Here is a 13,512-nt window from a genome sequence, read left to right as displayed (position 1 = left end):
CTGCGGTCGGGCCGAGGCAGCGACTACCCAACCGCAGGGAAGTCTGCCCAGCGCCGAGGGCGTCGAGCGGGCGTACTCGGCTCAGATCTTGGCGAGCCAGGCTCGGTGGGAGCCGTCGAAGGGCGCTTCACCGTTCTCGATCATCGAGCGGACGGCGTCGGCCGCTTCGCGAGCAGCCGTGACGAGCCGTGCCGGGTAGGCGAAGTCGCGCGTGTGCGCCTCGAACTCGTCCTCGTCGTCGATCTCGACGACGCCCGTCGTCCGCTTGATGACGTCGAGGTCGAGGTCGAGCGTGAAGGCTTCGCCCTGGTTGACGGTGGTCGGCGTCGTGATGTCGACGTAGACCTCGATCGTGCGGCTGCGCCCGGCGGGTTCGGCGTTGAACGTGGCGACCCACCACTGCTCGTCAGGAATGAGCACGACGTGGTTGCACGGCACCTTCTGGCTCGTGCCGGGCTTGCTCACCTCGGTGCCCTTGCGCCCGCCGAGCCACAGGCCGTTGGCGTCCTGGCCGAGGATCTCCAGTTCGCTGCCCCAGTGCTCGTCGCCGTTGTACTTGCCGAATTGAAGTCGTGTTTTCTCGCGCGCCACGTCGTCAGCCTACCGAGAGGGGTGGTTCGGGGCGTCCGATGCGAACTTCGGCGCGATGCCGGACCGGACGGCACGACGAACGGGTGAGGGCAGCCGGGAGAACCGCGCGAGGGTTCGGTCGAGTTCGCGCAGTGTGGCGAAGGAGCCCGACAGCGCGCCCGGTTCGGCGCCGTCGACGAGCACTGTGCCGAGCATGCCCGACAGGGCTGCCTCGACGACGCTCGCGGGCGAGACGAGCCCCTCGACGGGACTGTCGACCATCGCTCGCTCGAGCGCCTCGCCGACGACCGTGCGCCACTCGCCGAGCAACTCCCGCGCCAGCTTCGCCAGCGCCTCGTCCTGCCCCGCAGCGGCGAGGAGCTGAGCCATGAGCGCCGCACCGCCGTCAGCGCGGTCGGTGCCGAGTTCGGCCTTCACGGCGTCGAGGACCTCGCCGAGCCCGTGGGCCGAGGCGAGGGCCTCGCGGTACCGCTCAAGCGCCTCGTCGACGGACTCGCGGTAGGCGGCCGCGACGAGGTCGCCCAGGGTGCCGAAGTGGTAGAAGATCAGCGCCTGGTTGACGCCTGCCTCGGCCGCCACGGATCGCGCCGTGACGGACGCGAGTCCGCGCCGTCCGACGATCGTGACGACGGCCGCACGGAGACGGCGCTGGGTGAGTGCGGCTGCTTCCCTCGCCATGGAACTCCTCCCCCGAAACCCTTGAGGAGTCGCTCAATGAGCCCTACATCAGCAATTGAGCAACCGCTCAAATTTGCGGAGAAGGGCGGAACGCCATGTCACAGCACGTCACCTCGGGTACGACGCGTCCGACGCCCCCCTCACCCGGCTTCTCGCGGCACGACGCTCGACTCGTGGCGATCCTGAGCGGAGGACTCGGCGCAATCGGCGCAGTGGTCGGACTCGCCGTCGGTCTCAGGAAATATACGCCGACGGCGTGGTTTGCGGCGCTCGAGGTCGGTGCGCCCGCTGCCTGGCGCGGGGTTGATGCTCGGACTCACCATCGTCGGAGTGCGCCGCCTGGCCGCCCGGCGCCGTCGCGCTCACTGATCACGGACCCGAAATCGTCCCTTCTTTTGCGCGACCGGATGCCCCGCCCACCACAAGCACAGAAATCTTCCCCACGTGTGCGCAAGCAAGCGCCTTGCACACCACGAGGGAAGAGACCTTCCCTTCTTGCGCGCAAGCAGACGTCTTGGACACAAGAAGGGAAGAAAACATCCCAATTCGGACCGACCCGACCCGACGCGACGCAGGCCATGTCCCGAAGACGCGGACGAGGTCACGTCCGAGCAGCAACGAAAGCCGAAACCCCAGAATGGCACCACGCTGGAAGCGGACGCCGTGAGGTCGAGCGCGGCGCGAAGCAGCGGCTGAGCTTGCGAAGCCGGTGCGAGCCCCGCGCACGACCTCACGGCCCGAAGCCCTGTCGCACCGAGCGAAGGCCCCCGAATTGCGAGCTCGCTCGCAGTTCGGGGGCCTTCGCCGGAAGACGGGGCGAGGGAAGGCTCAGACCAGCTCGTGGCGCTGAATGATCTCGTCGCGGCCGGGGCCGACGCCGATGGCGGAGATGCGTGCGCCGATCTGCTCCTCGACGAAGAGGATGTACTTCTGCGCGTTTTCCGGCAGGTCCTCGAAGGTGCGGCAGCCGGTGATGTCCTGCTTCCAACCGGGCAGCATTTCGTAGACGGGCTTCGCGTGGTGGAAGTCGGTCTGGTTCTCGGGCATCTCGTCGAAGCGCTTGCCGTCGACCTCGTAGGCGACGCAGACGGGGATCTCGTCGAAGGTGTCGAGGTTGTCGAGCTTCGTCACGACGAAGTCGGTGACGCCGTTGACGCGTGCGGCGTAGCGGCCGATGACGACGTCGAGCCAGCCGACGCGGCGCGGGCGGCCGGTCGTCGTGCCGAACTCGTGGCCGATCTCGCGGAGGGTGTCACCGACCTCGTCGTGCAATTCGGTCGGGAACGGGCCCTCGCCGACGCGCGTGGTGAACGCCTTGAGGATGGCGATGACGCGGTCGATGCGCGTGGGCGGGATGCCGGCGCCGGTGCAGGCGCCCGCGGAGATGGCGTTGGACGACGTCACGTACGGGTAGGTGCCGTGGTCGACGTCGAGCAGCGTGGCCTGGCCGGCCTCGCAGAGGACGACCTCGTCGGCGTCGAGAGCCTTGCCGAGGAGCAAGGACGTGTCGGCCACCATGGGGCGCAGGCGCTCGGCGTACTGCAGCAGGTCCTCGACGACCTCGTCGACCTCGATGGCGCGGCGGTTGTACGTCTTGACGAGCAGCTGGTTCTTCAGTTCGAGCGCCGCTTCGACCTTCTGGCGCAGGATCGACTCGTCGAAGATGTCCTGCACGCGGATGCCGATGCGGTTCATCTTGTCGGCGTACGTGGGGCCGATGCCGCGGCCGGTGGTGCCGATCTTGCGCTGGCCGAGGAAACGCTCGGACACCTGGTCGATGACCTTGTTGTAACGCGGGATGAGGTGCGCGTTGGAGGACACGACGAGCTTGGACGTGTCGACGCCGCGGGCCCCGAGAGCGTCGAGCTCCTCGAAGAGGACGCCGAGGTCGACGACAACGCCGTTGGCGATGACGGGCGTGACGCCCGGCGTCAGGATGCCCGAGGGCAACAGGTGCAGGGCGTACTTCTCGCCGCCCACGACGACGGTGTGGCCGGCGTTGTTACCGCCGTTGAACTTCACGACGTAGTCGATGCGACTTCCGAGGAGGTCGGTGGCCTTGCCCTTGCCTTCGTCGCCCCACTGGGCACCGACGAGCACGATTGCCGGCATGCGGATCAACTGCCTTTGGTTGCTGCTGGGCCGACGCCCTCGGGCGCGGCGCGTGCCGTGCGGCACACCCGCGCGGGGCGTCGACTCTTACCGCCCAAGGGTACCCGCTCGCCTCGTCGGGGCCGTGATGACGCTCACTGCGGCATGGGGACGTTCAGGCTCCGGAGCTTCTTCGCTGACCTGAGCCGACGATTCCGCGCTCGGTCAGTTCGACCGCCAGTTGGAAGCGTGTCTCGACGTCGCACTCGTCCATGAGCGCGGCGATCCGACGGCGGACGGTGCGCAGGCTGACGCCGAGCACGCGGGCGATGGCCTCGTCCTTGAGGCCGGCCTGCATGAGCTCGACGAGACGCTCCGATGTCGTGTCGACGCCGTCGTCGACGGTGGACGAGGCTGCCCAGAGGCGGTCGAACAGTTCGACGAAGGCCCGCACGACGACGGGATCCCGCAGCACGGCGTATCGGCCCTCGTCACCGCCCCACTCGGTGTTGGCGAGGACGAGATCGGTGCCGTAACAGACGAATTCGTTCGGGATGTGGTTGGCGAGGCGCTGACTCTCCCCCATGGCTGCCCACTGGGCCACCTCGAGGGTGCGGCTGCTCGCGGCGTCGAACTCGTGCAGTCCGTAGAGCCCGCGCCCCTCCTCGACGAGGCGGCACAGGACGGGCTGTTCGTCGGGCGTGAAGGCGACGGCGTCGGTGTGCGTCATGCGGATGGGGCCGGACGTCGAGGCGGCCAAGTGCTCCATGACATCGGCGAGGCCGGAGGCGTCGATGTACTCGCGGGCGGGCTCGTCGGACAACGAGTGCTCCTGCCCGGCACGGTGGTCGCCGGCGAATCCGTCGATGGCGTCACGCAGCCGGGCGAGGTCTCGGCGGCGTTCCGCGAGGCGCGCCTCCTCGGCCGAGAGGATGCGCTCGAGGCCGGCGCGCGGGTGGTCGGCCTGGACGAGCCCTTCCTCGTTGATCCGGACGAGCCGCATGGCGCGCAGCGCCTCTGTGGCGTCGTCGATCTCGGCGGTGGACCGGTTGAGGCGCGCGGCATACACGGACGCGGGACGCGCCTGATCGCGCAGCACCTGGCGGTAGAGCTGTTCGGCAAGGTCGTCGAGGCCGAGGACGGCGAGGCGGTTCACGCGTCCACATTAGGACAGACGAGGGGGACATGACCCCTCCCGGCCATGTCCCCCTCGTCCCCGCCACCGCGGACGGTGGCAGACGATGCGCACGCTGTTCCCTCGTTCGCTCGTCCCCCAGAGACGAACGCTCCCTGAACGCGCCATCGCACACCTCTGACGCAGGCGGGTGACGATCGGTTCCCTCACGTGACGACGAATCGGGACAGCACCAACGCGAGTCGCGCCGGGGCTCGATCAGCTGGTCAGAGGCCGAGCTCGCGAGCGCCCGTGGCCGAGGAGTCGCGCAGGAAGTCGGCGCAGCGACGCTGTTCGTCGGTTTCGCCGATGGCGCCGGCGGCCTTGCTCAGCGCGCCGAGTGCACGCAGGAAGCCGCGGTTCGGCTCGTGCTCCCACGGCACCGGGCCCTGGCCGCGCCAGCCGGCCTTGCGCAGCGAGTCGAGCCCGCGGTGGTAGCCGGTGCGGGCGTAGGCGTACCCCTCGACGGCCTCGCCGTCGTCGAGCGCGTCCTCGGCGAGCTGGGCCCACACGAGCGAGCTGGCCGGGTACATGCGGGCCACGTCACGCGGGTGGACCCCGGCGTCGAGCTTGGCGGCAGCCGGGTCGACGTCGAGCTTGGTCTCGGGGATGCCCAGAAGATTGTCCATGAGGCCATTCAAGCATCGGGTTCCGACAACGCTGCTGCACCGTCGGGTGCGGTTGCGGGGACTTCCCGCCCGGGCATTGTCATGAATGCCGTGTGGCCCCGAGCGGAACGTCCCCCACAGGGTGGTGCCGTTGTCAGTGATCGCCGCCATACTCGAGGTATGAGCAGCGACAGCACACACGAATGGCGCAGTGGGCCGGGCGAGATCGCCGAGCGAACACTGGAATCCATCGACCGGTGGTGGCGCGCCGCGAACTACCTTTCGGTCGGTCAGATCTACCTCCTGGACAACCCCCTGCTGCGTGAGCCGCTGCAGGCGGAGCACGTCAAGCCACGCCTGCTCGGCCACTGGGGCACGACGCCCGGCCTGAACTTCCTCTACGCCCACCTCAACCGCGTCATCGCCGAGCGCTCGCAGCCGACGCTGTACGTCACCGGCCCCGGCCACGGTGGCCCCGGCATGGTGGCGAACACCTACCTCGAGGGCACCTACTCGCAGATCTACCCGCGTGTGGGGCTCGACGAGGCGGGCCTGCAGAGGCTGTTCAAGCAGTTCAGTTTCCCCGGGGGCATCCCCTCCCACGCCGCCCCGGAGACCCCCGGTTCGATCCACGAGGGCGGTGAACTCGGTTACGCACTCAGCCACGCCTACGGCGCGGTGTTCGACAACCCCGACCTTCTCGCGTTCACCGTCATCGGCGACGGTGAGGCCGAAACCGGCCCGCTCGCCACCTCGTGGCACTCGAACAAGTTCCTCAACCCGGTCACGGACGGCGTCGTCCTGCCGGTGCTGCACCTCAACGGCTACAAGATCGCGAACCCCACGGTGCTCGCGCGCATCGACGACGCCGAACTCGACGCGCTCATGCGCGGATACGGCCACACCCCGTTCGTCTTCACCGCAGGCTTCGACGACGAGGACCACACCTCGGTGCACCGGCGCTTCGCGCAGCTTCTCGACGAGGTGCTCGACGAGATCGCCCGCATCAAGCGCGAGGCGCACGAGGTCGGCGCGGAGAAGGCCGAACGTCCGCGCTGGCCCATGATCGTCTTCCGCACGCCGAAGGGATGGACCGGCCCGAAGACGATCGACGGCAAGATCACCGAGGGGCACTGGCGCAGCCATCAGGTGCCGCTGTCGAGCGCCCGCGACACCGACGAGCACCTGCACGATCTCGAGAAGTGGCTCTCGAGTTACGGGCCCGACGACCTGTTCGACGAATCCGGCTGCGTGGCCGAGGACATTCGTGGTCTCGCACCCGCGGACGAACTGCGCATGGGCGCAACCCCGTACGCCAACGGCGGTGAGCTGCGCGTCGACCTAGACCTGCCCGATTTCCGCGATCACGCCGTGGAGCGCAGCGGCGACGACGAGCGTGGCTCGGTGACATCGGAGGGCACACGCGTCCTGGGCGAGTGGTTGGCCGAGGTCATGGCTGCGAACCCGAACAACTTCCGACTCTTCGGCCCGGACGAGACGGCTTCTAATCGTCTGCAGGGCGTCTACGAGACGTCCCCCAAGCAGTGGCTCGGTGACTACGAGCCGAACGATTCGGGCGACCCCATGGCGCGTGTCGGCAAGGTCATGGAGATGCTCTCGGAGCACCAGTGCCAAGGCTGGCTCGAGGGTTATCTGCTGACCGGTCGTCACGGTGTGATGTCCTCCTACGAGGCCTTCATCCACATCGTCGACTCGATGGTCAATCAGCACGCCAAGTGGCTCAAGGTGACGAACGAGATCCCGTGGCGGCGCCCCATCAGCTCGCTCAACTACCTCTTGAGCTCCCACGTGTGGCGTCAGGATCACAACGGTTTCAGCCATCAGGATCCGGGGTTCATCGACCACGTCGTGAACAAGAAGGCCGAGGTCGTGCGCGTCTACCTGCCGCCGGACGCGAACACGCTGTTGTCGACGTTCGACCACGTCCTGCGCACGTCGCAGTACGTCAACGTCGTTGTCGCGGGCAAGCAACCGAACCCGGTGTGGTTGTCGATGGACGAGGCGGTGCGCCACTGCGCGCGTGGCCTCGGCATCTGGGAATGGGCCGGAACCGAGGATGAGGGCGGGGAACCCGACGTCGTCCTCGCCTGCGCGGGTGACATCCCGACGGTCGAGGTGCTGGCGGCCGCCGGCATCCTAAAGGACCGGCTGCCGCAGTTGAAGGTTCGGGTGGTCAACGTCGTCGACCTCATGCGTCTGCAGTCGTCCGAGGAGCACCCGCACGGCCTCTCGCAGCGCGAGTTCGATGCGATCTTCACCACCGACAAGCCGGTGGTCTTCGCCTACCACGGTTACCCCTGGCTCATCCATCGTCTGACCTACCGACGCACCGGCCACGCGAACCTGCAAGTGCGCGGCTTCATCGAGGAGGGCACCACCACGACGCCGTTCGACATGGTGATGCGCAACAACCTCGACCGGTACCACCTCGTCATGGACGTGCTGGATCGCGTCGAGGGGCTCGGAGCCCGTACGGCCGGTCTGCGCCAGGAGATGCAGGACGCCCGCCTGGAGGCACGCGCGTATGCGTACGAGAACGGCGAGGACATCCCGGTCGTGGCGAAGTGGGTGTGGTCGGACGCCGGCGACACCGCCACCGAGCGCGGCGGTCCCCAGCAGGATACCGGTGGCGACAACGGCTGATCGTCGGGTGCTTGCGCCCCACGGCGACGGCGGGCGCTGCTAGGCTCCCGTCGTCGCCTCAAGATCGAGGAACCCGGTGAGAATCCGGGACGGTCGCGCCACTGTGAGCGGGTTTTCCGCGAGTCAGGAACTCGAGGGCGAAGCATTGTCGGGACGCGTCATCCCGGGAAGGTGCATTGCCATGCATATTGCCGAGGGCTTCTTGCCACCCCTCCACGCGGCCGCTTGGACGGCCGTCTCCGCGCCGTTCGTCGTTCACGGCGTCCGCCGCATCACGCAGATCACGCGTGAACACCCTGATTCCAAACTCCTGCTCGCCGGCGTCGGCGCCTACTCGTTCGTGCTGTCGGCCATCAAGCTGCCGTCGGTCACGGGCAGTTCGTCGCACCCGACGGGCACGGGTGAAGGCGCCGTCATCTTCAAGCCACCCGTCATGGCCGCGTTGGGCACGATCGTGCTCATCTTCCAGGCGTTGCTGCTCGCGCACGGCGGCCTGACGACGTTGGGCGCCAACGTGTTCTCCATGGCGATCGTCGGGCCGTGGGTCGCCTACGGCACCTACCGTCTCCTGGGCCGGGCGCCGTTCTCGGTGGCCGTCTTCTTCGCCGTCGCCCTGGCCGACCTGGCCACGTACGTCGTCACCGCCACGCAGCTGGCCATCGCGTTCCCCGACGCCCAGAGCGGCTTCTTCGGCGCATGGTCGCGCTTCCTCGGCCTGTTCGCGCTCACTCAGATTCCGCTCGCCATCGTTGAGGGCCTCATCGGCGTGCTCCTCATGAACGCCCTGCGTTCGTGGGCGGGCCCGCAGCTGCAGGGCCTCGGCTTCGGCAAGGGCCGCCGCGATGTCTTCGACGACGAGCCTGGCGAATCCGACACTCCCGCCACGACCGACGACACCCTCAACACGCCCGCCGGAGGTGCCCGATGAAGCGCTCGACCGTGTGGAAGAACGTCGCACTTCTCGCCCTGGCGGCCGTCGTGTTCGCTATCGCCCTGCTCATGGGCACCCACTCCGGCGGTGAGTTCGGCGGAACGGACGCCGCTGCCTCCGAGCAGATCGAGGCCTCGAACAAGGACTACGAGCCGTGGTTCTCGCCGATCTGGGAGCAGCCCGGCGGCGAGGTCGAATCCGGCCTCTTCGCGCTGCAGGCAGCGATCGGCGCCGGCATTCTCGGCTTCGTGCTCGGCACGTTCCGCGAGCGCCGTAAGCGTTCGACGGAAACGGCGCCGAACGCCGACGACTCCCCGCAGAACGCCGCACGCACCCCCGAGTCGACAACCCACAGCAGCTGACCGTGGGAGCCAGGACGGGCCCCGGCCCGGCCGTCGATCGCGCCGCCTGGAGCAACAGGTGGCGCGATCGCTCCGTTCTCGAGAAGTCGGTGCTCAGTTTCGGGCTGCTCGTCGTCGCGATGGTGACGCGGGCGCCCTGGCTCCACGCCGCCCTCGTCGTGGTCTGCCTGGTCGCGATCCTCGTCGGCGCCCGCGTCGAACCGAGGCTCGCCTCGCGCGTGCTCACGCTGCCGGTGACGTTCATCGTGATCGGCGCACTCGTGGCGGCGGTGTCGATCGGCCACCCCGCTCCTGACGCCGTGTGGTCGTTCGGCCCGTTCTGGTCGGCGCCGGCGTCGATCGAGCGTTCCGTCGAGACGGTCGGCCGCTCACTCGCGGCGGCCTCGGCCCTCATGCTGCTCGCCCTCACCACCCCAATGACCGACCTCCTGACGGCGGCCCGTCGCGCCAAGGTGCCCGCGACGATGGTGGAGATCGCGGGCCTCGTCTACCGGATGCTCTTCGTCCTCCTCGACGTGGCAGGCAACGTCCGGGCTACGCAGGAGGCCCGCCTTGGGTACGCATCGGCGCGCATCGCCCGGGCCAGCGTCGCGTCGTTGCTGTCCGCCACGCTCCGAACGGCCTGGGTGCGGGCTCAGCGTCTCGGCGAAGGGCTCGAAGGGCGCGGCTTCGACGGCGCGCTCGTCGTCACGCCCCGGGCGCAGAACGTCTCGGTGCCGTTCGTCGGCCTCAGCGCTTGCGTGGTCATGGCGCTGGGCGTCGTCGCGGTGATGACCCGATGAGTGCGCTCGCCCTGCACGGGGTCAGCGTCCGGTACGGCCGCGACGCGTGGGTGCTGCGCGACGCCGACGTGGAGGTCGAGGCGGGCCGTCGCCTCGCGCTCATCGGCGCCAACGGTGCGGGCAAGACGACGCTCCTGCGGACCTTGAGCGGCAGCCTGCGGCCCACCGCCGGCGAGGTCCTCGTCGACGAGACGCCCCTGAACTTCAAGCGCACAGCACTCACCACCCACCGCCGCGCCGTGCAGCTCGTCCTACAGGATCCGGACGATCAGCTCTTCTCCGCCGATGTCCACGCCGAGATCTCCTACGGCCCCACCAACCTCGGACTCGACCCCGACGCCGTCCGTGCGCGGGTGGCAGAGACCGCTGAACTGTTGGGCATCACCGAGCTGCTCACCCGCCCCGTGCATCACCTCTCGTACGGCCAGCGCAAACGCGTCGCCCTCGCCGGCGCCGTGGCGATGCAGCCGCGCTTCCTCCTGCTCGACGAGCCGACGGCCGGCCTCGACCCCGCCGGATGCGCGGCTCTCCTCGCGTGTCTCGAGCGGCTCGAAGGCGCGGGCACGACCGTCGTCCTGTCGACCCACGACATGGCGCTCGTGTGGGAGTGGGCCGACACCGTCACGCTGCTCGACGCCGGGCGTGCTGTCAGTGACGACGCCGGCGCCCTCCTGGGCGACGCCGACCTCCTGCGTCACGCGCAGCTCGATCGACCGTGGCAGGCGGACCTGCTCGACGCCGCAGGCCTCCCCGTCTCGGCAGCCGACCGCCCGCGTTCCCGCGCTGACGTTCTGGCGGCAGCCCTCCACCGCTGAACGCCGCACAACGAAACGAGCGGCCGGCCCACGATTGTTCGTGGACGGGCCGCTCGCGTCGAACGACTCGGGTGAGGCGTCAGGCCTTCTTGGCGCCCTGGCTCTTGCCGGCGGAGCCGAGGTGCTCACACGCCTCGACGACGCGCTTGGCCATGCCCTCCTCGGCAGCCTTGCCCCAGGCGCGCGGGTCGTACTGCTTCTTGTTGCCGACCTCGCCGTCGATCTTGAGGACGCCCTCGTAGTTGCCGAGCATCCAGCCGGCGATCGGGCGGGTGAAGGCGTACTGCGTGTCGGTGTCGACGTTCATCTTGACGACGCCGTACGACACGGCCTCCTTGATCTCCTCCTCCGACGAGCCCGAGCCACCGTGGAAGACGAGGTGGAACGGCTTGTCCTCGGCCTCGGAGAACTTGGCCTTGACGGCGTCCTGCGCGTCCTTGAGCACGGACGGGCGCAGCTGGACGTTGCCCGGCTTGTAGACGCCGTGCACGTTTCCGAAGGTGAGGGCCGTCATGTAGTACACGTCGGTACCGGCGCCGAGAGCCTCGGCCGTGGCGATGGCGTCCTCGGGCGTGGAGTACAGCTGGTCGTTGATCTCGTTGTCGACGCCGTCCTCTTCACCGCCGACGACACCGACCTCGATCTCGAGGATGATGTTCGCCTGCTGGCACTTGTCGAGCAGCTCCTTGGCGATCTCGAGGTTCTCCTCGAGCGGAACGGCCGAACCGTCCCACATGTGCGACTGGAAGTACGGCTGACCGCCGTCCTTGACGCGCTCGATCGAGGCGTCGACGAGCGGGCGGACGAAGCTGTCGAGCTTGTCCTTCGGGCAGTGGTCGGTGTGCAGGGCGATGTTGACGTCGTGGTTCTTCGCCACCTCGTGGGCGAAGGCCGACATCGCGAGGGCGCCGGTGACCATGTTCTTCACCGTGGGGCCCGAGAAGTACTCGGCGCCACCGGTGGAAACCTGGATGATGCCGTCCGAACCGGCCTCGGCGAAACCACGGATGGCGGCGTTCAGCGTCTGCGACGACGAAACGTTGATGGCCGGGTACGCGAAGCCCTCACGCTTCGCACGGTCGAGCATCTCGCGGTAAACCTCGGGGGTTGCGATGGGCATGTCCACTCCCTTGTCGATCTGCGGTTCGCGGGCCGTACCGGGTGCTGGCACGGCCGTCCGATTCATCCTTTCACGCACCACACGGACGTGGGCGTTACGGCGCCGGACGGGCCGAGGAGTGAGCAGCGATGCTCAGCTTTCGGACACTGACACTGCGGGGTCATTCGCCGATGCGCTGGCCGAACACGTGCCGACGGATCCAGGCGTGCATCGTGACGGCGGCCGCGGCGCCGGCGTTGATCGAGCGCGTCGAGCCGAACTGCGCGATGTCGAGAACGGCGTCGGCCTTCTCGAGCGCTTCCGCGCTGACGCCAGGGCCCTCCTGACCGAACAGCAGGACGCAGTGTCGCGGCAGGTCGAACGTCTCGAGGGGCACGCTGCCCGCGACGTTGTCGATGGCGTAGACGGGCATGCGCGTCGCGTTACCCGCGGCGTCAGCCGGGCCCGCGGTCGCCACCCACGTGAGCAGGTCGTCGACCGACGTGTGGTGCATCTCGTGCTGGTACCGGTCGGTCACCATCGCGCCCCGGCGGTTCCACCGGCGCCGGCCGACGATGTGGAACGCCTTGGCGTTGAACGCGTTGGCCGTGCGGATGACGGAGCCGATGTTGAAGTCGTGCTCCCAGTTCTCCACCGCCACGTGGAAGTCGTGCCGCGACTCGTCGAGGTGCCTGACAATGGCGTCGTGGCGCCAGTATCGGAACCGGTCCTCGACGTTGCGGCGGTCGCCGTCACGCAGGAGTTTCGGGTCGAAGCGAGCGTCGAGTTCACCGTCGTCATCGAGCGGCCACGGCCCCTGCCACGGTCCGACCCCGACGACGTGATCCGGACGTTCCTCGATCGCTTCACCCACGAGCGTCAAGGGTAGTGGCCGCCCCGGCGGCCCGCGCGAACCTCTCATTTGCCCCTCACCGCCGCGGCGTTGCTCACAGGCCCCACACCGGCCACCCCGGTACGCTCGACAACGTGATGCATGCCCTCGGCCCCGACTTCATGGACCCGAACTACCTCCTCAGCCACTTCGGCGGAGCGTTCTTCTGGGTCTCCCTCGCCATCGTCTTCGTCGAGTGCGGACTGTTCTTCCCGCTCCTTCCCGGCGACTCCCTGCTCTTCGCCATCGGCATGTTCACCGCGACGTCGGCGACGAGCGGCTTCGACATCCCGCTCTACGTCTCGCTGCCCGCGCTGTGCATCGCAGCGTTCCTCGGCAACGTCGTCGGCTACGAACTCGGACGCCTGCTCGGCACACCGCTGTACGAACGCGACGGCAAGATCCTCAAGAAGAAATACTTCGAACAGACCAACGCGTTCTTCGACAAGCACGGCAACAAGGCCCTCGTCATCGGCCGATTCGTGCCCATCGTGCGCACGTTCATCACCGTCGTTGCCGGCGCCAGCCACATGGAGCGCAAGCGCTTCTTCACGTGGTCGGCCGTGGGCGCCGTGCTGTGGGTCTTCTCCATCACGTTCGCCGGGTATTTCCTCGGCAAGGCCTTCCCCGGCCTCGGCAAGAACATCGACATCGCCATCATGGCCATCGTCCTCGTGAGCGTGCTGCCGATGGCCTACGAGTGGTTCGCCCACCGCCGTCGCACCAAGGCTCTCGTCAAGGAAGCCGGCGACATCATCGACCACGACCCGACGAACTGACTTCCTCGCCGCATTGTGCGGCTCGACCTCAGGCCCCCGAGAAGGT

The 13,512-nt window shown here is 68.4% G+C and carries 14 protein-coding genes and 1 riboswitch; of the genes, 6 read left to right on the top strand and 8 right to left on the bottom strand.

From position 1 onward, the window contains the following. Nucleotides 1-81 precede the first annotated feature (81 nt). The 6 genes from EVU97_RS08600 to EVU97_RS08575 form a co-directional block, all read right to left on the bottom strand. A complete protein-coding gene (locus tag EVU97_RS08600) occupies nt 82-591 on the bottom strand; it encodes a DUF402 domain-containing protein (RefSeq protein WP_118914173.1) in 510 nt (169 codons plus the stop codon). 9 nt (nt 592-600) lie between these two features. Beyond that, nucleotides 601-1,269: a TetR/AcrR family transcriptional regulator gene (locus EVU97_RS08595; protein WP_129665083.1), complete on the bottom strand. Its 669-nt coding sequence runs from the start codon at nt 1,267-1,269 to the stop codon at nt 601-603. Between the two features lie 140 nt (nt 1,270-1,409). Further along, the gene (locus EVU97_RS08590) at nt 1,410-1,592 is read right to left on the bottom strand and encodes a hypothetical protein (protein ID WP_129665081.1); all 183 of its coding nucleotides are present in this window, start codon (nt 1,590-1,592) and stop codon (nt 1,410-1,412) included. Nucleotides 1,593-2,097: 505 nt separating this feature from the next. After that, nucleotides 2,098-3,381, bottom strand: coding sequence for an adenylosuccinate synthase (locus EVU97_RS08585; RefSeq protein WP_129665079.1), 1,284 nt, complete (start codon nt 3,379-3,381; stop codon nt 2,098-2,100). Between the two features lie 154 nt (nt 3,382-3,535). Then, on the bottom strand, nt 3,536-4,516 hold the full coding sequence (locus EVU97_RS08580; RefSeq protein WP_129665077.1) for a response regulator transcription factor: 981 nt from the start codon (nt 4,514-4,516) through the stop codon (nt 3,536-3,538). 245 nt (nt 4,517-4,761) lie between these two features. Next, nucleotides 4,762-5,163 (bottom strand): DUF3151 domain-containing protein, encoded by a 402-nt coding sequence (locus EVU97_RS08575; RefSeq protein WP_129665075.1) that lies wholly within the window; start codon nt 5,161-5,163, stop codon nt 4,762-4,764. Between the two features lie 159 nt (nt 5,164-5,322). On the opposite strand from EVU97_RS08575, the gene EVU97_RS08570 reads away from it, so the two are divergent. The 5 genes from EVU97_RS08570 to EVU97_RS08550 all read left to right on the top strand — a co-directional run bounded on the left by EVU97_RS08570 (nt 5,323) and on the right by EVU97_RS08550 (nt 10,696). Next, nucleotides 5,323-7,806 (top strand): phosphoketolase, encoded by a 2,484-nt coding sequence (locus EVU97_RS08570; RefSeq protein WP_129665073.1) that lies wholly within the window; start codon nt 5,323-5,325, stop codon nt 7,804-7,806. 66 nt (nt 7,807-7,872) lie between these two features. Continuing rightward, a riboswitch (cobalamin riboswitch) is annotated at nt 7,873-7,939 on the top strand. 48 nt (nt 7,940-7,987) lie between these two features. Beyond that, the gene (locus EVU97_RS08565) at nt 7,988-8,734 is read left to right on the top strand and encodes an energy-coupling factor ABC transporter permease (RefSeq protein WP_082128877.1); all 747 of its coding nucleotides are present in this window, start codon (nt 7,988-7,990) and stop codon (nt 8,732-8,734) included. After that, nucleotides 8,731-9,099, top strand: coding sequence for an energy-coupling factor ABC transporter substrate-binding protein (locus EVU97_RS08560; RefSeq protein WP_129665071.1), 369 nt, complete (start codon nt 8,731-8,733; stop codon nt 9,097-9,099). Before EVU97_RS08565 ends, EVU97_RS08560 begins: the two co-directional genes overlap by 4 nt. A gap of 2 nt (nt 9,100-9,101) precedes the next feature. Continuing rightward, nucleotides 9,102-9,881, top strand: coding sequence for a cobalt ECF transporter T component CbiQ (gene cbiQ / locus EVU97_RS08555; RefSeq protein WP_165357919.1), 780 nt, complete (start codon nt 9,102-9,104; stop codon nt 9,879-9,881). Beyond that, nucleotides 9,878-10,696 (top strand): energy-coupling factor ABC transporter ATP-binding protein, encoded by an 819-nt coding sequence (locus tag EVU97_RS08550; protein ID WP_129665067.1) that lies wholly within the window; start codon nt 9,878-9,880, stop codon nt 10,694-10,696. The genes cbiQ and EVU97_RS08550 overlap by 4 nt, the downstream gene beginning before the upstream one ends. 79 nt (nt 10,697-10,775) lie before the next feature. On the opposite strand, the gene fbaA is transcribed toward EVU97_RS08550, so the two are convergent. Continuing rightward, complete coding sequence (gene fbaA / locus EVU97_RS08545; RefSeq protein WP_255417461.1) at nt 10,776-11,867, bottom strand: class II fructose-bisphosphate aldolase; 1,092 nt, start codon at nt 11,865-11,867, stop codon at nt 10,776-10,778. Nucleotides 11,868-11,976: 109 nt separating this feature from the next. Then, complete coding sequence (locus tag EVU97_RS08540; RefSeq protein WP_129665063.1) at nt 11,977-12,717, bottom strand: TrmH family RNA methyltransferase; 741 nt, start codon at nt 12,715-12,717, stop codon at nt 11,977-11,979. A gap of 68 nt (nt 12,718-12,785) precedes the next feature. Between EVU97_RS08540 and EVU97_RS08535 the strand changes: the two genes are divergently transcribed. Continuing rightward, nucleotides 12,786-13,466 carry a DedA family protein gene (locus EVU97_RS08535; protein ID WP_047312407.1) on the top strand — a complete coding sequence of 227 codons (681 nt, stop codon included), beginning with the start codon at nt 12,786-12,788 and terminating at the stop codon, nt 13,464-13,466. Nucleotides 13,467-13,512: the final 46 nt, after the last annotated feature.

The organism is Dermacoccus sp. 147Ba (assembly GCF_004151355.1).
Classification (GTDB): domain Bacteria; phylum Actinomycetota; class Actinomycetes; order Actinomycetales; family Dermatophilaceae; genus Dermacoccus; species Dermacoccus abyssi.
Note: the sequence above shows the minus strand (reverse complement) of the source record. Positions and strands in the feature narration are given on the sequence as shown.